This window comes from Aliivibrio thorii, assembly GCF_057368585.1.
The window spans coordinates 2,764,923-2,789,335 of sequence record NZ_CM170654.1 but is presented as its reverse complement, the minus strand read 5'-3'; the positions used below and the strand labels follow the sequence as shown (position 1 = coordinate 2,789,335).

The 24,413-nt window shown below is 42.8% G+C and carries 36 protein-coding genes; 35 read left to right on the top strand and 1 reads right to left on the bottom strand.

Annotation, left to right across the window (positions count from 1 at the left end):
• Positions 1–9: 9 nt before the first annotated feature.
• The 30 genes from fusA to rplQ all read left to right on the top strand — a co-directional run bounded on the left by fusA (position 10) and on the right by rplQ (position 17,483).
• Positions 10–2,106, top strand: coding sequence for an elongation factor G (fusA, locus tag AC2IP4_RS12830; protein WP_105056811.1), 2,097 nt, complete (start codon positions 10–12; stop codon positions 2,104–2,106).
• Positions 2,107–2,214: 108 nt separating this feature from the next.
• Positions 2,215–3,399: an elongation factor Tu gene (tuf, locus tag AC2IP4_RS12825; protein ID WP_375321364.1), complete on the top strand. Its 1,185-nt coding sequence runs from the start codon at positions 2,215–2,217 to the stop codon at positions 3,397–3,399.
• Between the two features lie 423 nt (positions 3,400–3,822).
• The gene (gene rpsJ, locus AC2IP4_RS12820) at positions 3,823–4,134 is read left to right on the top strand and encodes a 30S ribosomal protein S10 (RefSeq protein WP_005417222.1); all 312 of its coding nucleotides are present in this window, start codon (positions 3,823–3,825) and stop codon (positions 4,132–4,134) included.
• Between the two features lie 12 nt (positions 4,135–4,146).
• Positions 4,147–4,776: a 50S ribosomal protein L3 gene (gene rplC, locus AC2IP4_RS12815; protein WP_060993968.1), complete on the top strand. Its 630-nt coding sequence runs from the start codon at positions 4,147–4,149 to the stop codon at positions 4,774–4,776.
• A 17-nt stretch (positions 4,777–4,793) separates the two neighbouring features.
• On the top strand, positions 4,794–5,396 hold the full coding sequence (rplD, locus tag AC2IP4_RS12810; RefSeq protein WP_060993967.1) for a 50S ribosomal protein L4: 603 nt from the start codon (positions 4,794–4,796) through the stop codon (positions 5,394–5,396).
• Positions 5,393–5,695, top strand: coding sequence for a 50S ribosomal protein L23 (rplW, locus tag AC2IP4_RS12805; protein ID WP_060993966.1), 303 nt, complete (start codon positions 5,393–5,395; stop codon positions 5,693–5,695). The genes rplD and rplW overlap by 4 nt, the downstream gene beginning before the upstream one ends.
• A 15-nt stretch (positions 5,696–5,710) precedes the next feature.
• Positions 5,711–6,535 (top strand): 50S ribosomal protein L2, encoded by an 825-nt coding sequence (gene rplB / locus AC2IP4_RS12800; RefSeq protein ID WP_012549153.1) that lies wholly within the window; start codon positions 5,711–5,713, stop codon positions 6,533–6,535.
• Positions 6,536–6,554: 19 nt separating this feature from the next.
• Positions 6,555–6,833, top strand: a complete 279-nt coding sequence (rpsS, locus tag AC2IP4_RS12795) for a 30S ribosomal protein S19 (protein WP_012549154.1) — start codon at positions 6,555–6,557, stop codon at positions 6,831–6,833.
• Positions 6,834–6,843: 10 nt separating this feature from the next.
• Positions 6,844–7,176 (top strand): 50S ribosomal protein L22, encoded by a 333-nt coding sequence (rplV, locus tag AC2IP4_RS12790; protein WP_045103050.1) that lies wholly within the window; start codon positions 6,844–6,846, stop codon positions 7,174–7,176.
• 19 nt (positions 7,177–7,195) lie between these two features.
• Positions 7,196–7,894 (top strand): 30S ribosomal protein S3, encoded by a 699-nt coding sequence (rpsC, locus tag AC2IP4_RS12785; RefSeq protein ID WP_045103049.1) that lies wholly within the window; start codon positions 7,196–7,198, stop codon positions 7,892–7,894.
• Between the two features lie 11 nt (positions 7,895–7,905).
• Positions 7,906–8,316 carry a 50S ribosomal protein L16 gene (gene rplP / locus AC2IP4_RS12780; RefSeq protein ID WP_045103048.1) on the top strand — a complete coding sequence of 137 codons (411 nt, stop codon included), beginning with the start codon at positions 7,906–7,908 and terminating at the stop codon, positions 8,314–8,316.
• Entirely contained in the window at positions 8,316–8,507 is a 192-nt protein-coding gene (gene rpmC / locus AC2IP4_RS12775) for a 50S ribosomal protein L29 (protein WP_005417238.1), read from the top strand. Before rplP ends, rpmC begins: the two co-directional genes overlap by 1 nt.
• Entirely contained in the window at positions 8,507–8,761 is a 255-nt protein-coding gene (gene rpsQ, locus AC2IP4_RS12770; protein WP_486310345.1) for a 30S ribosomal protein S17, read from the top strand. Before rpmC ends, rpsQ begins: the two co-directional genes overlap by 1 nt.
• Before the next feature lie 171 nt (positions 8,762–8,932).
• Positions 8,933–9,304 (top strand): 50S ribosomal protein L14, encoded by a 372-nt coding sequence (gene rplN, locus AC2IP4_RS12765; RefSeq protein WP_012549159.1) that lies wholly within the window; start codon positions 8,933–8,935, stop codon positions 9,302–9,304.
• Positions 9,305–9,315: 11 nt separating this feature from the next.
• A complete protein-coding gene (gene rplX / locus AC2IP4_RS12760; protein ID WP_060993964.1) occupies positions 9,316–9,633 on the top strand; it encodes a 50S ribosomal protein L24 in 318 nt (105 codons plus the stop codon).
• 23 nt (positions 9,634–9,656) lie between these two features.
• Positions 9,657–10,196: a 50S ribosomal protein L5 gene (rplE, locus tag AC2IP4_RS12755; RefSeq protein ID WP_061005632.1), complete on the top strand. Its 540-nt coding sequence runs from the start codon at positions 9,657–9,659 to the stop codon at positions 10,194–10,196.
• A gap of 17 nt (positions 10,197–10,213) precedes the next feature.
• Positions 10,214–10,519, top strand: a complete 306-nt coding sequence (gene rpsN / locus AC2IP4_RS12750; protein WP_060993962.1) for a 30S ribosomal protein S14 — start codon at positions 10,214–10,216, stop codon at positions 10,517–10,519.
• A 29-nt stretch (positions 10,520–10,548) separates the two neighbouring features.
• The gene (gene rpsH, locus AC2IP4_RS12745) at positions 10,549–10,941 is read left to right on the top strand and encodes a 30S ribosomal protein S8 (protein ID WP_045103042.1); all 393 of its coding nucleotides are present in this window, start codon (positions 10,549–10,551) and stop codon (positions 10,939–10,941) included.
• Positions 10,942–10,953: 12 nt separating this feature from the next.
• A complete protein-coding gene (gene rplF, locus AC2IP4_RS12740) occupies positions 10,954–11,487 on the top strand; it encodes a 50S ribosomal protein L6 (protein WP_105056814.1) in 534 nt (177 codons plus the stop codon).
• Between the two features lie 9 nt (positions 11,488–11,496).
• Positions 11,497–11,850, top strand: a complete 354-nt coding sequence (rplR, locus tag AC2IP4_RS12735) for a 50S ribosomal protein L18 (protein WP_045103040.1) — start codon at positions 11,497–11,499, stop codon at positions 11,848–11,850.
• Between the two features lie 14 nt (positions 11,851–11,864).
• Positions 11,865–12,365: a 30S ribosomal protein S5 gene (gene rpsE / locus AC2IP4_RS12730; protein WP_060993960.1), complete on the top strand. Its 501-nt coding sequence runs from the start codon at positions 11,865–11,867 to the stop codon at positions 12,363–12,365.
• Between the two features lie 5 nt (positions 12,366–12,370).
• Entirely contained in the window at positions 12,371–12,550 is a 180-nt protein-coding gene (gene rpmD, locus AC2IP4_RS12725) for a 50S ribosomal protein L30 (RefSeq protein ID WP_045103038.1), read from the top strand.
• A 6-nt stretch (positions 12,551–12,556) separates the two neighbouring features.
• A complete protein-coding gene (gene rplO, locus AC2IP4_RS12720) occupies positions 12,557–12,991 on the top strand; it encodes a 50S ribosomal protein L15 (protein ID WP_105056815.1) in 435 nt (144 codons plus the stop codon).
• 20 nt (positions 12,992–13,011) lie between these two features.
• Complete coding sequence (secY, locus tag AC2IP4_RS12715) at positions 13,012–14,343, top strand: preprotein translocase subunit SecY (protein WP_045103036.1); 1,332 nt, start codon at positions 13,012–13,014, stop codon at positions 14,341–14,343.
• 27 nt (positions 14,344–14,370) lie between these two features.
• Complete coding sequence (gene rpmJ, locus AC2IP4_RS12710; RefSeq protein WP_044583162.1) at positions 14,371–14,484, top strand: 50S ribosomal protein L36; 114 nt, start codon at positions 14,371–14,373, stop codon at positions 14,482–14,484.
• A gap of 149 nt (positions 14,485–14,633) precedes the next feature.
• On the top strand, positions 14,634–14,990 hold the full coding sequence (gene rpsM, locus AC2IP4_RS12705) for a 30S ribosomal protein S13 (RefSeq protein WP_012549170.1): 357 nt from the start codon (positions 14,634–14,636) through the stop codon (positions 14,988–14,990).
• Between the two features lie 21 nt (positions 14,991–15,011).
• Positions 15,012–15,401 (top strand): 30S ribosomal protein S11, encoded by a 390-nt coding sequence (gene rpsK, locus AC2IP4_RS12700; RefSeq protein WP_005303517.1) that lies wholly within the window; start codon positions 15,012–15,014, stop codon positions 15,399–15,401.
• A 31-nt stretch (positions 15,402–15,432) separates the two neighbouring features.
• Positions 15,433–16,053: a 30S ribosomal protein S4 gene (rpsD, locus tag AC2IP4_RS12695; RefSeq protein WP_045103035.1), complete on the top strand. Its 621-nt coding sequence runs from the start codon at positions 15,433–15,435 to the stop codon at positions 16,051–16,053.
• A gap of 23 nt (positions 16,054–16,076) precedes the next feature.
• Positions 16,077–17,066: a DNA-directed RNA polymerase subunit alpha gene (locus AC2IP4_RS12690; RefSeq protein ID WP_375321628.1), complete on the top strand. Its 990-nt coding sequence runs from the start codon at positions 16,077–16,079 to the stop codon at positions 17,064–17,066.
• A 36-nt stretch (positions 17,067–17,102) separates the two neighbouring features.
• Positions 17,103–17,483, top strand: a complete 381-nt coding sequence (gene rplQ / locus AC2IP4_RS12685; RefSeq protein WP_012549173.1) for a 50S ribosomal protein L17 — start codon at positions 17,103–17,105, stop codon at positions 17,481–17,483.
• 74 nt (positions 17,484–17,557) lie between these two features.
• On the opposite strand, the gene fbp is transcribed toward rplQ, so the two are convergent.
• On the bottom strand, positions 17,558–18,568 hold the full coding sequence (fbp, locus tag AC2IP4_RS12680) for a class 1 fructose-bisphosphatase (RefSeq protein WP_375321629.1): 1,011 nt from the start codon (positions 18,566–18,568) through the stop codon (positions 17,558–17,560).
• Between the two features lie 183 nt (positions 18,569–18,751).
• On the opposite strand from fbp, the gene mpl reads away from it, so the two are divergent.
• The 5 genes from mpl to thiQ all read left to right on the top strand — a co-directional run bounded on the left by mpl (position 18,752) and on the right by thiQ (position 24,344).
• A complete protein-coding gene (mpl, locus tag AC2IP4_RS12675; RefSeq protein WP_375321630.1) occupies positions 18,752–20,104 on the top strand; it encodes a UDP-N-acetylmuramate:L-alanyl-gamma-D-glutamyl-meso-diaminopimelate ligase in 1,353 nt (450 codons plus the stop codon).
• The gene (locus AC2IP4_RS12670; protein WP_486310344.1) at positions 20,105–20,734 is read left to right on the top strand and encodes a flavin prenyltransferase UbiX; all 630 of its coding nucleotides are present in this window, start codon (positions 20,105–20,107) and stop codon (positions 20,732–20,734) included.
• A gap of 234 nt (positions 20,735–20,968) precedes the next feature.
• A complete protein-coding gene (gene thiB, locus AC2IP4_RS12665) occupies positions 20,969–21,985 on the top strand; it encodes a thiamine ABC transporter substrate binding subunit (protein WP_375321632.1) in 1,017 nt (338 codons plus the stop codon).
• A 44-nt stretch (positions 21,986–22,029) separates the two neighbouring features.
• Complete coding sequence (thiP, locus tag AC2IP4_RS12660; RefSeq protein WP_375322836.1) at positions 22,030–23,640, top strand: thiamine/thiamine pyrophosphate ABC transporter permease ThiP; 1,611 nt, start codon at positions 22,030–22,032, stop codon at positions 23,638–23,640.
• Positions 23,640–24,344, top strand: coding sequence for a thiamine ABC transporter ATP-binding protein (thiQ, locus tag AC2IP4_RS12655; protein WP_375321633.1), 705 nt, complete (start codon positions 23,640–23,642; stop codon positions 24,342–24,344). Before thiP ends, thiQ begins: the two co-directional genes overlap by 1 nt.
• The last annotated feature ends 69 nt before the right edge of the window (positions 24,345–24,413 follow it).

Here is a 24,413-nt window from a genome sequence, read left to right as displayed (position 1 = left end):
GATACAACCGTGGCTCGAAATACACCTATTGAGCGCTACCGTAATATCGGTATCTGTGCTCACGTAGATGCAGGTAAAACTACTACTACTGAGCGTATTCTATTCTATACTGGCCTTTCTCATAAAATCGGCGAAGTTCACGATGGTGCAGCTACCATGGATTGGATGGAGCAAGAGCAAGAGCGTGGAATCACTATTACCTCTGCGGCAACTACGACTTTCTGGCGTGGTATGGATGCCCAATTTGACGATCACCGTATTAATATCATCGATACTCCTGGACACGTTGACTTCACTATCGAAGTAGAGCGTTCTTTGCGTGTACTTGATGGTGCGGTTGTTGTGTTCTGTGGCTCATCGGGTGTAGAACCTCAATCTGAAACAGTATGGCGTCAAGCGAATAAATACGGAGTTCCTCGTATTGTATTCGTAAATAAGATGGACCGTGCTGGAGCAGATTTCTTACGTGTTGTAGGGCAAATTAAAAATCGTCTTGGTGCTAACCCTGTTCCAATCCAATTAAACATTGGTGCAGAAGAAGATTTTAGAGGTGTTGTTGACCTTATCAAGATGAAAACAATCAACTGGAATGAAGCCGATCAAGGCATGACCTTCACTTATGAAGATATTCCAGCTGATATGCAAGAGCTTGCTGATGAATGGCGTCAAAACCTAGTTGAAGAAGCAGCTGAAGCCTCTGAAGAACTGATGGACAAATACCTTGAAGGTGAAGAACTGTCAGAAGAAGAGATTAAAGGTGCATTACGTACTCGTACATTGAATAACGAGATCGTATTAGCAACTTGTGGTTCGGCATTCAAAAACAAGGGCGTTCAAGCAGTTCTTGATGCTGTTATTGAATTCTTACCTGCGCCAGTTGATGTTCCTGCAATTAAGGGCATTGATGAAAATGAAAATGAAGTTGAGCGTCATGCTGACGACAACGAACCATTTGCAGCGTTAGCATTCAAAATTGCAACCGACCCATTTGTAGGTACGTTGACTTTCATGCGTGTTTACTCTGGTGTTGTTAATACTGGTGACGGTGTTTATAACTCAGTAAAACAAAAGCGCGAACGTTTTGGCCGTATTGTTCAGCTTCATGCAAACAAGCGTGAAGAAGTGAAAGAGATACGTGCTGGTGATATCGCAGCGGCGATTGGTCTAAAAGACGTAACTACGGGTGATACACTGTGTGATCAAAACGCAAAAGTAATTCTTGAGCGTATGGAATTTCCTGAACCGGTTATTCAGATTGCAGTTGAACCAAGAACACTCGCTGACCAAGAAAAAATGGGTATTGCACTAGGTAAACTAGCGGCAGAAGATCCATCTTTCCGTGTAGAAACGGATAAAGAATCAGGACAAACACTGATTTCTGGCATGGGTGAGCTACACTTAGATATTATCGTTGACCGTATGAAGCGTGAATTCAGCGTTGAATGTAACGTTGGTAAGCCTCAAGTAGCGTACCGTGAAACTATTCGCGGAAGTGCGGAAGTGGAAGGTAAGTTCGTACGTCAATCTGGTGGTCGCGGTCAATACGGTCACGTATGGCTAAAAATCGAACCATCACAACCAGATGAAGGTTTCGTTTTTGTTGACGAAATCGTAGGTGGTGCTGTTCCTCGTGAATACATCAGCTCTGTAGCAAAAGGTATCGAAGAGCAAATGAATAACGGCGTGTTAGCAGGTTATCCTGTACTCGACGTTAAAGCGACGCTGTTTGATGGCTCATACCACGATGTTGACTCCAATGAAATGGCGTTCAGGATCGCTGGTTCAATGGCATTCAAGAAAGGTGCGCTTGAAGCACAACCTGTTATTCTTGAGCCAATGATGAAAGTTGAAGTAACCACTCCAGAAGACTGGATGGGTGATGTTGTTGGTGATTTAAACCGTCGCCGCGGCATGATTGAAGGTATGGACGATGGCATCGCTGGATTAAAAACAATCCGTGCTCAAGTTCCACTTTCTGAAATGTTTGGTTATGCAACATCTCTACGTTCTGCGACTCAAGGTCGAGCATCTTATTCTATGGAATTCTCCGAATATGGCGAAGTTTCGAAGAATGTTGCCGACAGAATCATCGCTGAACGCGGATAAAATACTCAATACCCTTGCGTCAAGAGCAATTGACGCATAAAATAGCAAATTCTGGCGCGCCTTATCACTGTTCGGTAAGGCGAATCATAACTAGGAAGGAACACGATCGTGTCTAAAGAAAAATTTGAACGTACGAAACCGCACGTAAACGTTGGTACTATCGGCCACGTTGACCACGGTAAAACAACTCTAACTGCTGCTATCTGTACTACACTTGCAAAAGTGTACGGTGGTGTTGCTAAAGATTTCGCATCAATCGATAACGCTCCTGAAGAGCGCGAGCGTGGTATCACAATCTCAACTTCTCACGTTGAGTACGATACTCCTGCACGTCACTACGCACACGTTGACTGTCCTGGACACGCCGATTATGTTAAAAACATGATCACAGGTGCTGCTCAAATGGATGGTGGTATCCTAGTTGTTGCTGCAACAGATGGTCCAATGCCACAAACACGTGAGCACATCCTACTTGGTCGTCAAGTTGGTATTCCTTACATCATCGTATTCATGAACAAATGTGACATGGTTGATGATGAAGAGCTTCTAGAGCTAGTTGAAATGGAAGTTCGTGAACTTCTTTCTGAGTACGACTTCCCAGGTGATGATCTACCAGTAATTCAAGGTTCAGCTCTTGGCGCACTAAACGGCGAAAAAGAGTGGGAAGACAAGATTGTTGAGCTTGCAGCTGCACTTGACTCTTACATCCCAGAACCAGAGCGTGCTGTAGACCAACCGTTCCTACTACCAATTGAAGATGTATTCTCAATCCAAGGTCGTGGTACAGTTGTAACTGGTCGTATCGAACGTGGTATCCTACGTGTAGGTGACGAAGTAGAAATCATTGGTATCAGAGACACAACAGTTTCTACATGTACTGGTGTTGAAATGTTCCGTAAGCTGCTTGACGAAGGTCGTGCAGGTGAGAACGTTGGTGCACTTCTACGTGGTACTAAGCGTGATGACGTTGAACGTGGCCAAGTACTTGCTGCTAAAGGTTCAATCAACCCACACACTAAATTTGAGTCAGAAGTATACGTTCTTTCTAAAGATGAAGGCGGCCGTCATACTCCTTTCTTCAAAGGCTACCGTCCACAGTTCTACTTCCGTACAACGGATGTAACTGGCGATATCACACTTCCAGAAGGTGTTGAAATGGTAATGCCTGGTGACAACGTTCAAATGACGGTTGAGCTAATCGCTCCAATCGCAATGGACGAAGGTCTACGCTTCGCAATCCGTGAAGGTGGCCGTACAGTTGGTGCTGGTGTTGTTGCTAAAATCTTCGCTTAATAGCTAAAGATTTTGCGATAAATCGCATGACTAAAAAAGGGAAGCTTAGGCTTCCCTTTTTGTTGCTTGTAAGAAAATATAATTTTTTCGTTTGTTTTTCAAACAATGCTTGCAACTAAAAGTGTGATCTGTATAATGCATCGCACTGGCTTAAGTCAGTTGTGAACCAATGAGCAGCGAGGAAAGTGCTGATTCCTACAGAGTAGGGTTAGTACTTAGAATGAATACTCAGCTTATGTTCGCGGTTAACATTATTTGAAATTAGACTGTTGAGCAATCATTAGACTAAATTCTAATATAAGTTAACTGACAATGTGTCCTAATTTTGGACCTATGGTTTCACATAAATCAATCGGCATTCTCTCGTTTTAACGGGATTGAGTGGCGATATTGTTTGTGTATTTATTATTGGAGCTCTGTCTCATGCAGAACCAACGTATACGTATCCGCCTAAAAGCATTCGATTACAAGCTAATCGATCAGTCTACAGCGGAAATCGTTGAAACAGCTAAGCGCACTGGCGCTCAGGTTCGTGGTCCTATTCCACTACCTACTCGTAAAGAGCGTTTTACTGTTCTTACTTCTCCTCACGTTAACAAAGACGCACGTGACCAGTACGAAATTCGTACTCACAAGCGTTTAATCGACATTGTTGAGCCAACAGATAAAACTGTTGACGCACTAATGCGTTTAGACCTTGCTGCTGGCGTTGATGTTCAAATTAGCCTAGGTTAAGGGGAGATTATTATGATTGGTCTAGTCGGTCGTAAAGTGGGCATGACCCGCATCTTTACCGAAGAAGGCGTTTCTATCCCAGTAACAGTAGTTGAAGTTGAAGTTAACCGTGTTTCTCAAGTGAAAACTGTAGAAACAGATGGCTACAACGCAATTCAAGTTACTTGTGGTTCTAAGAAAGCTAACCGCGTATCTAAGCCTGAAGCTGGTCACTTTGCGAAAGCAGGTGTTGAAGCAGGTCGCGGTCTTTGGGAATTCCGTTTAGAAAGCGGTGAAGAATTCGCAGTTGGCGCTGAGCTAAGTGTTGAAATCTTTAACGAAATCAAAAAAGTAGACGTTACTGGTACATCTAAAGGTAAGGGCTTCCAAGGCGCTGTTAAGCGTTGGAACTTCCGTACTCAAGATATGACTCACGGTAACTCTTTGTCTCACCGTGCTCCGGGTTCAATTGGCCAATGTCAAACTCCAGGTCGCGTATTTAAAGGCAAAAAAATGGCAGGTCACATGGGTGCTGAGCGTTGTACGACTCAAAACCTAGAGATCGTACGTGTTGACGCTGAGCGCAATCTGCTTCTTATTAAAGGTGCAGTACCAGGCTCAACAGGTGGCAACGTGATCGTTAAACCAGCTGTTAAAGCATAACGTCTTAGGAGTATGTAATGGAACTAATGGTTAAAGGTGCTGCGGCACTAACTGTTTCCGAAACTACTTTCGGACGTGAGTTTAACGAAGCTCTTGTACACCAAGTAGTTGTTGCTTATGCAGCAGGTGCTCGTCAAGGTACTCGCGCTCAAAAAACACGTTCAGAAGTATCTGGCGGTGGCGCTAAGCCATGGCGTCAAAAAGGTACAGGCCGAGCTCGTGCGGGTACTATTCGTAGCCCAATCTGGCGTTCAGGTGGTGTTACTTTTGCTGCGAAACCACAAGATCACAGCTTAAAAGTAAACAAAAAAATGTACCGCGGTGCTCTAAAGAGCATTCTTTCTGAGTTAGTTCGTCAAGATCGTTTGATCGTTGTTGACAACTTCTCTGTAGAAGCACCAAAGACTAAAGAGCTAGTTGCTAAGCTTAAAGAGCTTGAGCTTAACGATGTTCTTATCGTAACTGGCGAAGTAGACGAGAATCTATTCTTAGCTGCTCGTAACCTATATAAAGTTGACGCACGTGACGTTGCTGGTATTGATCCAGTAAGCCTAGTTGCATTCAACAAGGTTCTAATGACTGCAGCTGCAGTTAAGCAAGTTGAGGAGATGCTGGCATGATCAGTGAAGAGCGTCTACTAAAAGTCCTACGTGGCCCACATATCTCTGAAAAAGCAACGATGGCTGCTGAAGGCAATAACACTATTGTTTTCAAAGTAGCAATCAATGCAACTAAGAAAGAGATTAAAGCAGCAGTAGAAAAGTTGTTTGAAGTTGAAGTTAAGTCTGTAAATACCCTTATCACTAAGGGCAAGACCAAACGTCAAGGTGCACGCCAAGGCCGTCGTTCAGACGTGAAAAAAGCGTACGTAATCTTGAAAGAAGGTCAAGACCTAGACTTCGTTGGCGGCGCGGAATAACAGGAGTAGTTAAAAATGGCTATTGTTAAATGTAAGCCGACTTCCCCTGGTCGTCGTCACGTTGTAAAAATCGTTAACGCTGACCTACATAAGGGTAAGCCATACGCACCTCTTTTAGAGAAAAACTCTAAATCTGGTGGTCGTAACAATAACGGTCGTATTACAGTACGTCACGTTGGTGGTGGTCATAAGCAACACTACCGTCTAATTGACTTTAAACGTACAAAAGATGGCATCCCAGCTATCGTTGAACGTTTAGAATATGATCCAAACCGTAGTGCAAACATTGCACTAGTTCTGTTCGCAGACGGTGAGCGTCGTTACATTATCGCACCAAAAGGTCTTAAAGCCGGCGATACAGTACAATCAGGTGTTGATGCGCCAATCAAAGCAGGTAACTGCTTACCATTGCGCAACATTCCAGTAGGTTCTACTGTTCACTGTGTTGAATTAAAACCTGGTAAGGGCGCACAAGTTGCACGTTCTGCTGGTGCATACGCACAAATCATTGCTCGTGATGGCGCTTACGTGACATTACGTCTACGCTCTGGTGAGATGCGTAAAGTTCTTTCTGAAGGTCGTGCGACTATCGGTGAAGTTGGTAACTCTGAACACATGCTACGTGAGCTAGGCAAAGCCGGTGCTACACGCTGGCGCGGTGTTCGTCCAACGGTACGTGGTGTTGCAATGAACCCAGTGGATCACCCACACGGTGGTGGTGAAGGTCGTACATCAGGCGGTCGTCACCCAGTATCACCTTGGGGTATGCCAACTAAGGGCTTCAAGACTCGTAAGAATAAATCTACTGACAAGTACATCGTACGTCGTCGTAACAAATAATCTATAAAGAGGAATCGCCATGCCACGTTCTCTCAAGAAAGGTCCTTTTATTGACCTACACTTGCTGAAGAAGGTAGAGAAAGCGGTGGAAAGCGGAGACAAAAAGCCTATTAAGACTTGGTCCCGTCGTTCAATGATCATTCCAACTATGATCAACTTGACCATCGCTGTCCATAATGGTCGCCAGCATGTACCAGTTTTCGTTACAGAAGACATGATTGGTCACAAGCTGGGCGAATTTGCACCTACTCGTACTTATCGCGGCCATGCTGCAGATAAGAAAGCTAAAAAGCGTTAGGAGGTAGAATATGGAAGCTATTGCTAAACATCGTTTTGCCAGCATTTCTCCACAAAAGGCTCGCTTAGTTGCGGACCAAATTCGTGGGAAATCAGTAGACCAAGCTCTTGAAATTCTTACTTTCAGCAACAAAAAAGCTGCAGTATTAATTAAGAAAGTTGTTGAGTCTGCTATCGCAAACGCTGAACACAACGAAGGTGCAGATATCGACGATCTAAATGTCGCTAAAATCTTCGTAGACGAAGGCCCTATCATGAAGCGTATTATGCCTCGTGCTAAAGGTCGTGCAGATCGCATCTTGAAGCGTTCAAGCCACATCACTATCGTTGTAGCTGATCGTTAAAGACTAGGAGATTAAGCAAATGGGTCAAAAAGTACATCCTAATGGTATTCGTCTTGGCATCGTTAAGCCTTGGAATGCTACATGGTTTGCTAGTAGCCAAGAGTTCGCTGACAACCTAGACGGCGACTTCAAGGTACGTCAGTATCTTACTAAAGAACTGAAAAAAGCATCTCTATCTCGCATCGTTATCGAGCGTCCTGCGAAGAGCATCCGTGTGACTATTCACACTGCTCGTCCAGGCGTAGTAATCGGTAAGAAAGGCGAAGATGTAGAAAAACTACGCGCAGGCGTAGCTAAAATCGCAGGTGTTCCAGCGCAAATCAACATTGCAGAAGTTCGCAAGCCAGAGCTAGACGCTCAACTTGTAGCTGATAGCATTGCTTCTCAACTAGAACGTCGTGTTATGTTCCGTCGCGCTATGAAGCGTGCGGTACAAAATGCAATGCGTCTAGGCGCGAAAGGCATCAAAGTACAAGTAGGCGGCCGTCTTGGCGGTGCTGAAATCGCACGTTCTGAATGGTATCGTGAAGGTCGTGTGCCTCTACATACTTTACGTGCTGACATTGATTACGCAACTTCTTCGGCTCACACTCAATACGGTGTGATCGGCGTTAAAGTTTGGATCTTCAAAGGTGAAGTTCTAGGCGGTATGCCAGCTGCTAATGCAGTAGAGCCTAAGGCTGACAAGCCTAAGAAGCAGCGTAGAAGCCGTAAGTAAGGAGCTGACTGATGCTACAACCAAAACGTACTAAGTTCCGTAAGGTTATGACTGGTCGTAACCGTGGTCTTGCTAAAGGTACTGAAGTGAGCTTCGGCGAATTCGGTCTTAAAGCTGTAGGCCGTGGTCGTCTAACTGCTCGTCAAATTGAAGCGGCACGTCGTGCTATGACGCGTCACATTAAGCGTCAAGGTCAAATCTGGATCCGTGTGTTCCCAGACAAACCTATCACAGAAAAACCGCTTGAAGTTCGTCAAGGTAAGGGTAAAGGTAACGTTGAGTACTGGGTAGCCCAAATCCAACCTGGAAAGGTTATGTACGAAATGAACGGCGTACCTGAAGAGTTGGCACGTGAAGCGTTCCGCCTAGCGGCACGTAAACTGCCTATCAAAACTACTTTTGTAACTAAGCAGGTGATGTGATGAAAGCACAAGATCTACGCGAGAAAAACGTTGAAGAGCTAAATGAAGAGCTTTTGAATTTGCTACGTGAACAGTTTAACTTGCGCATGCAAGCTGCGACTGGTCAACTACAGCAAACTCATACTCTGAAAGCTGTACGTCGTGATATCGCACGTGTTAAAACTTTACTGAATGAGAAGGCTGGCGCATAATGAGCGAGAAAATTCGTACTATGCAAGGTCGTGTAATTAGCGACAAAATGGACAAGTCTATTGTTGTTGCTATTGAACGCATGGTGAAACACCCGATCTACGGTAAATACATCAAGCGTACGACTAAGCTTCACGCACATGATGAAAACAACGAGTGTGGCCAAGGCGACCTAGTTGCGATTTGTGAATGTCGTCCACTGTCTAAGACTAAGTCTTGGACTCTGGTAAACATTATTGAAAAAGCAAAAGCTTAATTTTTGCTGATTCGATAGCGATACATGTAAACAGCTCCAATTAATTTTTTTTGGAGCTGTTTATTTTTTGACTACCTTTATGAAAAGAATGGTGATACACTCCCCATCCTCTTTTAGAGAGGCAGTCCGACCCGTGATGGGTCTATTTAAATATTTAGCGGAGCACTAACAATGATCCAAATGCAAAGTACACTTGACGCTGCAGATAACTCTGGCGCGCGCAAGGTAATGTGTATTAAGGTCCTGGGTGGCTCTCACCGCCGTTATGCACATATCGGAGACGTCATTAAAGTTACTGTTAAGGAAGCAATTCCTCGCGGTAAAGTTAAAAAAGGTGATGTTCTGAAGGCGGTAGTAGTGCGCACCCGTAAAGGCGTTCGTCGCCCAGACGGTTCTATCATTCGCTTTGACCGTAACGCTTGCGTATTGTTGAATGACACTACTGAGCAACCAGTCGGTACACGTATCTTTGGTCCAGTGACTCGTGAACTTCGTAATGCGAAATTCATGAAAATTGTTTCACTAGCACCAGAAGTTCTGTAAGGAGCGGTCAGATGGCAGCTAAAATCCGTCGTAATGACGAAGTAATCGTTCTTGTCGGTAAAGATAAAGGCAAGAAAGGTAAAGTAACTAAGGTTCTTGAGACCGGTAAAGTTATCGTTGAAGGCATCAACCTTGTTAAAAAGCACCAGAAGCCAGTTCCGGCTCTTGGTCAACAAGGTGGAATCGTTGAGAAAGAAGCAGCAATTGATGCTTCTAACATCGCGGTCTACAATGAAGCAACTGGTAAAGCGGACCGTATCGGTTTCCGTTTTGAAGATGGTAAGAAAGTTCGTTTCTTTAAATCTAACGGCGAAACTGTTTCTAACTAATAGAAGTAATTTGGAGTTCTACTATGGCGAAACTGCATGATTACTACAAGTCGTCTGTAGTCGCTGAGCTTACCAAAGAGTTCAGCTACACAAGCGTCATGCAAGTCCCTAGGGTTGAAAAAATTACCCTAAACATGGGTGTTGGTGAAGCAATCAACGATAAGAAACTACTAGAAAACGCTGCTGCCGATATGGCAATTATCTCTGGTCAAAAACCATTGATTACAAAAGCACGTAAATCTGTTGCTGGTTTCAAAATCCGTGAAGGCTACCCAATCGGTTGTAAAGTAACCCTGCGTGGCGAACGTATGTGGGAATTCTTAGAGCGTTTAATCTCTATTGCACTTCCACGAGTACGTGATTTCCGTGGTGTTAGCGCGAAGTCTTTTGACGGTCGCGGTAACTACAGCATGGGCGTTCGCGAGCAAATCATCTTCCCTGAGATCGACTATGATAAAGTTGATCGTGTACGCGGTCTTGATATTACTATCACGACGTCAGCGAATACAGATGCGGAAGGCCGAGCTCTGCTGACTGCCTTTAACTTCCCATTCCGTAAGTAAGGTGAAGGGTTACTGTTATGGCTAAACAATCTATGAAAGCACGTGAAGCTAAACGTGCAAAACTTGTAGCTCAGTTCGCTCAAAAGCGTGCTGCGTTAAAAGTTCTAATTAGCGATGTAAATGCTTCTGAAGAAGAGCGTTGGGATGCAGTTCTTAAATTGCAAGCTCTACCTCGTGATTCAAGTGCATCTCGTCAGCGTAATCGTTGCAACCAAACTGGTCGTCCACACGGTTACCTACGTAAATTCGGTTTAAGCCGTATTAAGGTTCGCGAAGCTTGCATGAAAGGCGAGATTCCGGGTCTTCGTAAGGCTAGCTGGTAATTGCCACTTAATCATTTGGAGTAAATCTTATGAGCATGCAAGATCCGATTTCGGATATGCTGACCCGCGTTCGCAACGGTCAATCAGCAAATAAAGTTGCTGTTAAAATGCCTTCTTCAAAGCTTAAAGTTGCAATTGCTGCACTTCTTAAAGCTGAAGGCTACATCGCTGAATTCGCTGTTGAAGGCGAAATCAAACCTGAGCTAGAAATCACTCTTAAGTATTTCCAAGCTAAACCAGTTATCGAGCAAATCCAACGAGTTTCTCGTCCAGGTCTTCGTGTTTACAAGAAGAACGACGCGTTACCATCTGTTATGGGTGGTCTTGGTATTGCTGTTGTTTCTACATCAAAAGGCCTTATGTCTGACCGCGCTGCGCGTAAAGCTGGTCTTGGTGGCGAAATTATCTGCTACGTAGCTTAATAGGAGTAGGATATGTCTCGTGTTGCTAAAGCACCTGTGGTTCTTCCTGCTGGCGTAGAAGTTAAACTGAACGGCCAGGAAATCACTATTAAAGGTGGTAAAGGTGAACTAACTCGCGTACTTAACGACGCTGTAGTTGTTTCACAAGAAGATAACTCTATTGTATTTGGTCCACGCGAAGGCGTTGCTAATGCTTGGGCACAAGCTGGTACAGCTCGTGCACTAGTAAACAATATGGTTATCGGTGTAAATGAAGGCTTTACTAAGAAGCTAATTCTTAAAGGCGTAGGTTACCGTGCTGCTATGAAAGGCAACGCTGTAGGCCTTACTCTTGGCTTCTCTCATCCTGTAGAGCACGCTCTACCGGAAGGTATTAAAGCTGAGTGTCCAACTCAAACTGAGATCGTTTTAACTGGTTGTGATAAGCAATTAGTTGGTCAAGTTGCTGCGGACCTTCGTTCATACCGTCAACCTGAGCCTTACAAAGGCAAGGGTGTTCGTTACGCCGATGAAATCGTGCGTACTAAAGAAGCTAAGAAGAAGTAGGGTATCACTATGGATAAGAAAGCATCTCGCATCCGTCGTGCTACACGTGCACGTCGTAAGATTGCTGAACTGTGTGCAACTCGCCTTGTAGTGCACCGTACTCCGCGTCATACGTACGCTCAGGTAATCGCACCAAACGGCTCAGAGGTTATCGCTGCCGCTTCTACTGTAGAAAAGGCAATCCGTGAGCAAGTTGGAAACACTAGCAACAAAGCGGCTGCTGAAGCAATTGGTAAACTGATTGCTGAGCGCGCTATCGAAAAAGGCATTACTAATGTTGCTTTCGATCGTTCTGGTTTCCAATACCACGGCCGAGTAGCGGCGCTAGCAGATTCTGCTCGCGAAGCTGGTCTGAAATTCTAAGGTAGGGTTGGAAGATGGCTAAAGAACAACAACAAGCTACAGATTTGAACGAAAAGCTAATTGCTGTTAACCGTGTTTCTAAAACGGTTAAAGGTGGTCGAATCTTTAGTTTTACTGCACTAACAGTTGTTGGTGACGGTAATGGTCGCGTAGGTTTCGGTTACGGCAAAGCCCGTGAAGTACCTGCAGCGATTCAAAAATCAATGGAAAAAGCACGTCGTAACATGTTTACGATTGCACTTAACGAAGGTACTCTTCACCACTCTGTTAAAGGTCGCCACACTGGTTCAAAAGTGTACATGCAACCTGCTTCAGAAGGTACAGGTATCATTGCTGGTGGTGCTATGCGTGCAGTGCTAGAAGTTGTGGGTGTCCGCAACGTACTAGCTAAAGCTTACGGCTCTACTAACCCAATTAACGTTGTTCGTGCAACGATTTCTGGCCTAAGTAGTGTTAAGTCACCTGAAATGGTAGCTGCTAAGCGTGGTCTAACTGTTGAATCTATTTCGGAGTAAGTACCATGTCTAAAACTATCAAAGTAACTCAGACTAAAAGCTCTATCGGTCGCCTACCTAAGCACGTTTTGTGTCTTAAAGGTCTAGGTCTTCGTCGCATCAACCATACAGTAGAAATTGCTGATACTCCGTGTAACCGCGGTATGATCAACAAAGTTCGCTATATGGTTAATATTGAGGAGTAATCAGTAATGTTTTTGAATACTCTATCACCGGCTGCTGGTTCTAACGCTTCTAAGAAGCGCGTAGGTCGCGGTATCGGTTCAGGCCTAGGTAAAACTGGTGGCCGTGGTCACAAAGGCCAAAAATCACGTTCTGGCGGTAAAGTTCGCGTTGGTTTTGAAGGTGGTCAAATGCCTCTGAAACAACGTCTACCTAAATTTGGCTTTACTTCACGTAAGAGCCTAGTAACTGCAGAGGTTCGTTTAGGCGAACTTGCTAAAGTTGAAGGTAACGTTATCGATCTAAACAGTCTTAAAGCTGCTAACGTAATCACTAAGAACATTGTGTTCGCGAAAGTTGTACTTTCTGGTGAAATCGCTACTGCTGTAACTGTTAAAGGTCTACGCGTAACGAAAGGCGCTAAAGCTGCGATTGAAGCTGCAGGCGGTAAGATCGAGGAATAATCCTCGAAGGATGAGGTACAATGGCAAAGAAACCAGGAAAAGAAGTAAATAGTGCTCAGAACGGCCTAGCTGAACTGAAATCGCGTCTGTTATTTGTTATAGGTGCGCTTTTAGTGTTCCGAGCAGGCTCATTTGTGCCAATTCCTGGGATTGACGCTGCTGTCCTTGCTGATCTTTTCGAACAGCAGCAGGGTACCATCATTGAACTGTTTAACATGTTCTCTGGTGGTGCACTGTCGCGTGCCTCAATTCTTGCTCTAGGTATTATGCCGTATATTTCGGCATCTATCGTTGTTCAGCTGTTAACAGTTGTTCATCCACCTCTAGCAGAATTGAAAAAAGAAGGTGAGTCTGGTCGTCGTAAGATTAACCAGTACACACGTTATGGCACCTTGGTGCTGGCGACATTCCAAGCAATTGGGATTGCAACCGGTTTACCAAGCATGATTCCAGGGTTAGTTGCTAATCCTGACATGATGTTCTATCTGACAGCTACAGTAAGTTTAGTAACTGGTACCATGTTCTTAATGTGGTTAGGTGAACAAATTACTGAGCGTGGTATCGGTAACGGTATATCTTTGATTATTTTCACAGGTATCGTTGCAGGTTTACCACCAGCTATCGGTGAAACGATCCAGCAGGCGCGTCAAGGTGAACTGCACGTGCTTCTTCTATTACTAATTGCAGTGTTATCGTTTGCAGTAATTTACTTTGTAGTGTTCATGGAACGTGGTCAACGTCGTATCGTCGTTAACTACGCGAAGCGTCAGCAAGGCCGTAAGGTATTTGCAGCTCAAAGTACTCACTTGCCTCTTAAAATTAATATGGCTGGTGTAATTCCTGCAATATTTGCATCTAGTATTATACTATTCCCTGGGACATTGGCTCAGTGGTTTGGTGGTAATGGTGAAGGAACATTCGGTTGGTTAACTGATGTTTCCATGGCGTTAAGCCCTGGTCAGCCGTTATACGTAATGCTTTATGCAGCAGCAATTATCTTCTTCTGTTTCTTCTATACAGCGTTGGTGTTTAACCCGCGTGAAACAGCTGATAACTTGAAGAAGTCTGGTGCATTCGTACCCGGAATCCGCCCAGGTGAACAGACTACGAAATATATTGATAAAGTTATGACCCGTTTAACCTTAGCTGGTGCGATGTATATTACCTTTATCTGTCTGATCCCTGAGTTTATGATGATAGCTTGGAACGTTCGCTTTTATTTCGGCGGTACTTCCCTACTAATCGTAGTTGTTGTTATCATGGACTTTATGGCACAGGTTCAGACTCATCTGATGTCTCAGCAGTATGAGTCCGTTTTGAAGAAAGCTAATCTGAAAGGCTACGGCCGTTAATTTCAGGTCCATTTACGGAGTTTAGCAATGAAAGTTCGTGCTTCCGTTAAGAAAATCTGCCGCAACTGTAAAGTTATTAAGCGCAACGGTGTTGTGCGTATAATTTGTGTTGAACCAAAGCATAAGCAACGCCAAGGTTAATTAGCAGAAATTTTTACTTGATATATTAAGTTAGGCCGAGTATTATTCTCGGCCTACCTTTTGTGTGCAAAAGAAGTAGTTATAGTCGCAACGTATCCTCATCGGGCTTTGTTGTGACTCTTCTTAAGAAAAAGTACTAGGAGTGAATAGTGGCCCGTATAGCAGGCATTAACATTCCTGATCATAAACACGCAGTAATCGCTTTAACAGCGATTTACGGCATCGGTAAGACTCGCTCGCAAGCTATTTTAGCTGCAGTTGGTATTGCTGAAGATGTTAAGATCAGTGAACTGAATGATGAGCAGATTGATATTCTGCGTGATGGTGTTGCCAAATACACTGTCGAAGGCGACTTACGTCGTGAAGTATCGATGAACATTAAGCGTCTTATGGACCTTGGTTGTTATCGTGGTCTTCGTCACCGTCGCAGTCTACCATTACGTGGACAGCGTACTAAAACCAACGCACGTACCCGTAAAGGTCCGCGCAAGCCGATCAAAAAATAATCGGATAAGGTAGAGAGTACAATGGCAAAACAACCTACTCGCGCTCGTAAGCGCGTTCGCAAGCAAGTAGCGGATGGCGTAGCGCATATCCATGCTTCTTTCAACAACACAATCGTAACCATTACTGACCGTCAAGGTAATGCACTAGCTTGGGCTACTGCAGGTGGTTCTGGTTTCCGTGGTTCTCGTAAATCTACTCCGTTTGCTGCACAAGTTGCTGCTGAACGTTGTGGTGAAATGGCCAAAGAATATGGCGTTAAGAACCTTGAAGTTATGGTTAAGGGCCCAGGTCCTGGTCGTGAGTCAACTATCCGTGCACTAAACGCTGCTGGATACCGCATCACAAACATCGTTGATGCTACTCCGATCCCTCATAACGGTTGTCGTCCACCTAAGAAACGTCGCGTTTAAGTTTCGTTTCTAGGAATATTGGAGAAAGAACATGGCAAGATATTTGGGTCCTAAGCTGAAGCTTAGCCGTCGCGAAGGCACTGATTTATTCCTTAAATCAGGCGTACGTGCGATCGATACCAAGTGTAAGATCGATAACGCTCCAGGTGTACACGGCGCTCGTCGCGGTCGTCTATCTGAATATGGCGTTCAGCTTCGTGAGAAGCAAAAAGTTCGTCGTATGTACGGCGTTCTAGAAAAACAATTCCGTAACTACTACAAAGATGCTGCTCGTATTAAAGGCAACACAGGTGAAAACCTACTTCAACTTCTTGAAGGTCGTCTAGATAACGTAGTTTACCGTATGGGCTTTGGTGCTACGCGTGCTGAATCTCGTCAACTAGTTAGCCATAAGTCTATTCTAGTTAATGGTAAAGTAGTTAACGTTCCTTCTTTCAAAGTTGCGGCTAACGACGTTGTTTCGATTCGTGAAAAAGCTAAACAGCAATCACGTATTAAAGCTGCTCTAGAAGTTGCTGAACAACGCGAAAAACCAACTTGGATTGAAGTAGATGCTGGCAAAATGGAAGGTACGTTTAAGCGTCTTCCTGAACGTTCTGATTTGTCTGCCGACATCAACGAACACTTGATCGTCGAGCTTTACTCTAAGTAAGGCTTAAATAAAGAGAGGACACAATGCAGGGTTCTGTAACAGAATTTCTAAAGCCGCGTCTAGTTGACATCGAACAAGTTAGCCAGACTCACGCAAAAGTAACTCTTGAGCCGTTAGAGCGTGGTTTTGGCCATACTCTAGGTAACGCTCTACGTCGTATTTTACTATCTTCAATGCCGGGTTGTGCCGTAACTGAAGTAGAAATCGAAGGCGTATTACATGAGTACAGCACCAAAGAAGGTGTTCAGGAAGATATCCTTGAAATCCTTCTAAACCTTAAAGGCCTTGCCGTTAAGGTTGAGGGTAAAGATGAAGTTATCATTACTCTTAACAAGTCTGGTGCAGGCCCTGTTGTTGCAGGTGACATCACCCATGATGGTGATGTTGAGATTGCGAACCCAGAGCATGTAATCTGCCACTTAACTGATGGTAATGCTGAAATCAGCATGAGAATCAAGGTAGAGCGTGGTCGCGGCTATGTACCGTCAACAGCGCGTATCCATACTGAAGAAGATGAGCGTCCAATTGGTCGTTTGCTTATCGATGCAACTTACAGCCCAGTAGATAAAATTTCTTACTCGGTTGAAGCGGCACGTGTTGAGCAACGTACTGACTTAGACAAACTTGTTATCGATATGGAAACAAATGGTACACTTGATCCTGAGGAAGCTATCCGTCGTGCAGCTACAATTTTAGCTGAGCAACTGGATGCATTTGTAGATCTTCGTGATGTACGAGTTCCTGAAGAGAAAGAAGAAAAGCCAGAGTTCGATCCGATCCTACTGCGTCCTGTAGACGATCTTGAACTAACGGTTCGCTCTGCTAACTGTTTGAAAGCAGAAGCGATTCACTACATTGGTGATCTGGTGCAGCGCACTGAGGTTGAGCTACTTAAAACGCCAAACCTTGGTAAGAAATCTTTAACTGAAATTAAAGATGTTCTAGCTTCACGTGGACTTTCTTTGGGCATGCGCCTAGAGAATTGGCCACCAGCGTCTATCGCTGAAGATTAATCAGTTCACTAATTATCTAGTTAGAAGGATTAGGTCATGCGCCATCGTAAGAGTGGTCGTCAACTCAACCGCAACAGCAGCCACCGTAAAGCTATGTTTAGCAATATGGCTTGCTCTTTGGTTCGTCACGAGATTATCAAGACGACTGTACCAAAAGCAAAAGAGCTTCGCCGTGTAGTTGAGCCTTTGATTACATTAGCTAAGACAGACAGTGTTGCTAACCGTCGTCTAGCATTTGCTCGCACTCGTGATAACGAAGTTGTAGCAAAACTATTTACCGAGTTAGGTCCACGCTTTGCACAACGTGCTGGTGGTTACACTCGTATTCTGAAGTGCGGTTTCCGTACAGGCGATAAAGCACCAATGGCATACATTGAGCTTGTAGATCGTCCAGAAGTAGAAGCTGCAGCTGAGTAATCAGTAGTAGTTTCAAGAAAAAACCGAGTCTTAGGACTCGGTTTTTTTGTATCTGAATTGTGGCAAATTAATGATTAATCTTGCCATTCATCAAGAAAATCCTGAACTTTATCTACCATATTGCTAGAGCCAACAAAGAAAGGGACTCGTTGATGTAATTCTGTTGGTTTGATATTAAGAATACGTTGTTCACCATCTGTCGCTTTTCCCCCTGCCTCTTCAATTAACATTGCCATTGGGTTGCACTCATAAAGTAACCGTAATTTACCGTTTGGATAGGCTTGAGTACTTGGATAAAGGTATATTCCACCCTTCAGTAAATTTCTATGAAAATCAGCGACAAGGGAACCAATGTAACGTGAAGTATATGGACGGTTATCTTCAGGCTTCATTTCTTGACAATACTTTAAATACTGTTTAATTCCTTCAGGGAATCGGATGTAATTTCCTTCATTAATGGAATAGATGTTCCCATCTTGCGGAACTTTCATATCTTCATGAGATAGACAAAATACACCAAGGGATGGGTCATAAGTAAAACCATGAACCCCATTACCTGTCGTATAAACTAGCATGGTAGAAGAACCATAAATAATATAGCCAGCAGCGACTTGCTTATTACCTGGCTGTAGGAAATCTTCCTCTATTGCTGGTGTCCCGATTGGAGATATACGACGATATATTGAAAAAATGGTTCCAACAGAGACGTTTACATCAATGTTTGAGGAACCATCTAATGGATCCATTAAAACAACGTATTTAGCGTTTTGATTGAGTTCTTTATTAAAAGCAACCGCTTCATCTTCTTCTTCGCTGGCTACACCACAAACTTGGTCACGGTTTTCTAATGCAGCTTTAAATTTGTCATTAGCGTAAAGATCTAGCTTTTGTTGTTGCTCACCTTGAATATTCTCTTCACCAGAAGCCCCCGTAATATCAACAAGTCCCGCTTTGTTAATTTCACGGTTTACAATTTTAGCTGCCAACTTAATTGACCCAATTAACGATGACAACTCTCCACTTGCATGAGGAAAGTCATGCTGCTTAGCAACAATAAACTCACCTAGGGTTCTTATTTCAGACATAGTTATTCCTTTATTCTCTGTTATTAGATATCAACGATAAGTAGGGTTAGGTACTGATTTATTTTTATAATAGTTGTGTTACTGTTTGCTGTAATTCATTCTATAGCATAGAACTTTTTAAGAGTATTGAAGTAACTTTGAATTGAGGTTGCTCACTAATTTAATAATAAGACGGTTGTAATTATGCATATTCATATCCTTGGTATCTGTGGCACCTTCATGGGAGGCGCTGCTACATTAGCTCGTCAGCTTGGACATAAAGTCACAGGATGCGATGCTAACGTTTATCCACCAATGAGTACGTTATTAGAGTCTCAAGGTATTGAGATCATCCAAGGCTTTGACCCAAGCCAGTTAGACCCTGCACCAGACCTAGTGGTAATTGGTAATGCAATGAGTCGCGGTAACCCGTGCGTTGAATATGTATTGGATAAAAATCTGAAATACACCTCAGGGCCACAGTGGCTTCAAGAGTTCTTATTACAAGATCGCTGGGTAATGGCGGTTGCCGGAACCCATGGTAAAACGACCACCGCGAGCATGCTTACATGGGTACTTGAAGAGTGTGGCTATAAACCTGGTTTCTTAGTGGGCGGTGTACTTGGTAACTTTGGCGAATCGGCTCGTTTAGGCGAAAGTATGTTTTTTGTTGTTGAAGCTGATGAATATGATAGTGCTTTTTTTGATAAGCGTTCAAAGTTTGTTCATTACCGTCCTCGTACGTTAGTTCTAAATAATCTAGAGTTTGATCATGCTGATATTTTTGATGATCTTGCTGCTATTCAACGTCAATTTCATCATTTAATTAGGACGGTTCCTAGTACAGGGCGTATTTTTGCACCTGAGCAAGATAAACCACTTGAGCAGGTTTTAAAGCAGGGCTGTTGGAGTGAACTTGAATTTACCGGTGAAGATGGTCATTGGAAGGCAATAAAGCTAAAAAAGGATGGCAGTCTATTTGAAGTTTATTTTGAAGGCGAGAAAGTAGGACAAGTTCATTGGGACTTAGTAGGTGATCATAACGTCAGTAATGCGCTTATGGTTGTCGCTTCTGCTCGTCACGTTGGGGTTACTCCTGATCTAGCGTGTGAAGCTTTAGGTAAGTTTATTAATACTAAGCGTCGTCTTGAGTTTAAAGGTGAGGTGAACGGGGTTACGGTTTATGATGATTTTGCTCACCACCCAACAGCGATTGATCTAACCTTAGGTGGCTTACGTAATAAAGTGGGTAATAAGAAAATTATTGCTGTACTAGAGCCTCGTTCAAGTACCATGAAGTTAGGAGTGCACAAGGATACGTTGGCAGCTTCTTTGCATGCTGCTGATAGTATTTACCTTTTCCAGCCTGATAATATTTCGTGGTCAGTTAAGGATGTAGTACAGCAGTGTTCTCAGCCTGCATATACTCATAATGATATTGACTGCTTTGTTGATATGATTGTGGCCGAAGCGCAACCAGGTGATCAAATATTAGTTATGAGCAATGGTGGTTTTGAAGGGATTCACGGTAAATTACTTGATAAGTTGAGCCAATAAATGAAATCTCAAAAAAAAGCAATTACGTTAGCTATGACGGGAGCTTCAGGCGCTCCTTATGGTTTACGGTTATTAGAATGTTTGCTTGCTGCTGACTATCATGTTTATTTTCTAATATCATCAGCTGCTCGTGTAGTGATGGCGACTGAACACGATTTAAAGTTACCAAGTGGCCCTGATGCAATGAAAACAGCATTGGTTGAACATCTTAAGTGTAATGCTGATAATTTAACTGTTTGTGGTAAAGAAGATTGGTTCTCACCGGTTGCTTCTGGATCTGCAGCACCAAAGAAAATGGTCGTGTGCCCATGTTCTGCTGGTAGTGTTGCTTCTATTGCCCATGGCATTTCAGACAACCTTATTGAACGGGCTGCCGATGTCGTATTAAAAGAACGTGGCCAACTGATTATGGTCGTAAGAGAAACGCCATTTTCGACGTTGCATTTAGAAAATATGCTTAAGTTATCTCAAATGGGAGCAACGATCATGCCTGCAGCTCCTGGTTTTTATCATCAACCTAACTCTATTGAAGATTTAATTGATTTTATGGTTGCTCGGATATTAGATCATTTAGGCGTTGAGCAAGGGCTTGTTCCTCGTTGGGGGTATGATCAGCGTCAGAGGGATTAATAAACCTCTGGCTCAATAAAGCATTCACACATACAATATGGCCTCTCATCGGGGAGCAACCTATATCAACTAGTTATCTAGATTGGTATTCGCTGAGATTAGTAAGCATTGGATAATGCTCGCTTAAACCCGTACTACCTGAATCAGATAATGCTGGCGTAGGGATTGGGATGGCATCCTCTTAGAGAATATCACCTTAATTCTGTGCCGCTCAAAAGGATGTAAGCGCACATAATGAACACTCTTTCTATTTCCTCTCCATTTAAATTATTACCGACAGCGTTAGCTATCATCGCGACGTCTTCTGTTTCTGCTGCAGATACAGAGACTCTAACCGTTTACACTTATGACTCTTTTGCGGCTGATTGGGGCCCAGGACCAACGATTGAAGCAGCATTTGAAGCTCAGTGTGAATGTGACTTAAAGCTAGTCGCTTTAGATGATGGCGTGTCTATTTTAAATCGTCTACGCCTTGAAGGTAAAAATACGAAAGCGGATGTTGTTCTTGGTTTAGACAACAACTTAATGGCGGAGGCAAAAGCGACAGGACTATTAGCTGAGCATCAAATTAATACTGATTCAGTAACTTTGCCTGGTGGCTGGAATGATACAACGTTTGTACCTTATGATTTTGGTTACTTTGCGTTTGTTTACAATAAAGAGAAAGTAGCAAATCCTCCAAAAAGTTTGAAAGAGCTAGTTGAAATTCGTAATGATTTAAAAATTATTTATCAAGATCCAAGAACCTCTACACCGGGTCAAGGTTTATTGCTATGGATGAAGTCAGTTTATGGTGATGATACAGCACAAGCATGGAAACAGCTTGCTAAGAAAACAGTGACAGTAACCAAAGGGTGGTCTGAAGCTTATAGTATGTTCTTAGAAGGAGAGTCTGATTTAGTTTTGTCTTATACGACATCACCAGCCTACCATTTGATTGCTGAAAAAGACGATCGTTTTGCGGCAACTAACTTTTCAGAAGGCCATTATATGCAAGTTGAGGTTGCTGCTAAAGTGAAAAATACAGCGAATAATAAATTGGCAGATGAATTTCTGGCCTTTATTTTGAATGATAAATTTCAGTCAGCAATGCCTACAGGAAATTGGATGTACCCAGTAACCGATGTTAAACAACCTGATGGTTTTGAAACATTAACGGTACCAAATAAAGGGTTGTCGTTTAGTTCACAAGAGATCTCACAGCAACGTAAATCGTGGATCCGTGAATGGCAACACGCTCTGACCTTCTAATTTTAAATAAGGGGTGCTGGTGTGCTCCTTTCTTTTTGGTAACTATGAAAAATACCTCCTCTTATAATTCAGTCCCTATTTGGGGATATATTATTGCCATTATTATTATTGGCTTTGTTGGTGGTGCTATCAGCGCCCTGTTTTTAGAATCACCAAGCCTAGATTTAAGTCTAATTTGGTCTGATCCTTATTATTTGTATATTACGAAATTCAGTTTATACCAAGCTTTTCTATCCACTTTATTGAGTATTAGTCTTGCGATCCCCACTGCGTATGCATTATCACGCCGACAATTTATAGGCAGAGATTTGCTGCTTAAGCTTTGTGCTACGACACTTGTACTTCCTGTATTAGTAGGTGTTTTTGGTTTACTTTCTATTTATGGTAATAGTGGCTTAATCGCTGATTTGTTCCAAAGGTTTGGTTATTCTCTTTCTTTTTCTATATATGGCTTAAATGGCATTTTATTAGCACATGTTCTGTTTAACTTTCCTTTTGCCACTCGCCTTCTTTTACAGACATTAGATTCTATTCCTGCTGAGCAACATCAACTATCTGCGCACTTAGGGCTTTCAGGATGGAATAAATATAAATTAGTAGCTTGGCCTAGAGTGAAGCAACAACTTCCTCATGTCGCAGGTTTAGTTTTTATGTTGTGCTTTACCAGTTTTGCAACGGTAATGGCACTGGGGGGAGGACCTAAATCAACCACCATTGAACTTGCTATTTACCAAGCAATTAAATTTGATTTTGATTTGCAGTCGGGTGCCATTTTAGCTTTATGGCAAATGCTATTATGCGGTGTACTTTCTTTAATTATCCAGCGTTTCTCAATCTCAGTTGCCATTGATTCTGGCTCTTCTATACATCAAGCAGTGTTGTACCAAGATTCAAAACAAGAGCGATTATGGGATAGAATTTGGATTGTATTTCTTATTCTCTTTTTATTGCCACCACTATTTATGGTCGTAATTAGCGGTCTAAATTCAGAGTTGACGACAGTATTAGTATCGCCTGAATTTTGGTTAGCATTGGTCAATTCTTTGATTGTCGCGTTAAGTGCAGCAGTATTAGCTATGATTTTTGGTGTTATTTTATTGCATACGACAAGAGCATTAAGATTAAATGAAAAACGTTTGTTGGCTGATAAATTGGATTTGATTGGTACGATGATCTTGGTTACTCCTGGATTAGTGATTAGTACTGGATTATTTTTGTTATTGCGAAACATTACAGATGTTTTTTCAATTGCGATTTGGATAGTGGTATTAGTTAATGCATTAATGGCGTTGCCTTATGTGATAAAAACGCTTGCTCAGCCATTACTTCATATCGCACAGCAATATCATTTACTATGTGGAAGCCTAGGCTTAAATGGCTTTACTCGTTTTCGGTTAATTGAATGGCGAGCGTTAAGAAAACCAATGGCTCATGCGTTTGCAATAGCATTTATTATGTCGGTAGGAGATTTAAGTGCAATTGCCTTGTTTGGTAGTCAGGATTTTCGGACATTGCCTTTATATCTTTTTCAATTATTAGGCAGCTATCAAATGGAAGCTGCAGCGGTTATCTCTCTGAGCTTATTGGTACTAAGTGTAGGAGTATTTGCTGTGGTGGAATGGTTATTTTCTTCTAAACGTAAAGGTGAAGCGTAATGTTGAATTTTTCGGGTGTGAAATATCGTTACTATTCAGAGTTGTTTGAATTTGACTTAACTGTGAATGAAGGAGATGTGGTCGCTATTCTCGGTCCAAGTGGTGCAGGAAAAAGTACGTTACTTAGTTTGCTTGCAGGATTTATTGCCCCTGAATCTGGCAATATTAGTATTGAGCAACAATCGTTGTTATCACTAGCGCCTCATCAGCGACCATTGTCTATGTTATTTCAAGAACATAATCTTTTCGCTCATTTATCGATTGCCGATAATATTGGCCTGGGAATTAAGCCTAATTTACGTCTCAGTGATAAAGAAAAAGAGCAAGTCACTCGCGCCGCTCAGCAGGTGGGGGTAGGTGAATTATTACATCGATTACCCGAACAACTTTCTGGTGGTCAAAAACAACGAGTCGCTTTAGCTCGTTGCTTAGTCCAAAAGAAGCCTGTTTTATTATTAGATGAGCCTTTTTCTGCGCTTGATCCTATGTTGAGAGAGGAGATGATTGCATTAATCCGAGAACTCATTAAGAGCCAAAAGTTAACGGTACTCATGGTGACGCATAGCATTCAAGATGCCAAAGCACTTGCTTCTCATTATGCTTTTGTCTGCAGCCATAAAGTATTAAGTTATGGTTTAATATCAGAGCTAATGACGCAAGTAACGCCTCCAGAATTAAGCCGATATTTAGATGCGGTTAAGTAAACTTTTCGCTCTCAAGTTAGGTATAATCGTTTACACTCAGTTTTATGATAAATAGGCGTGACCTAACTG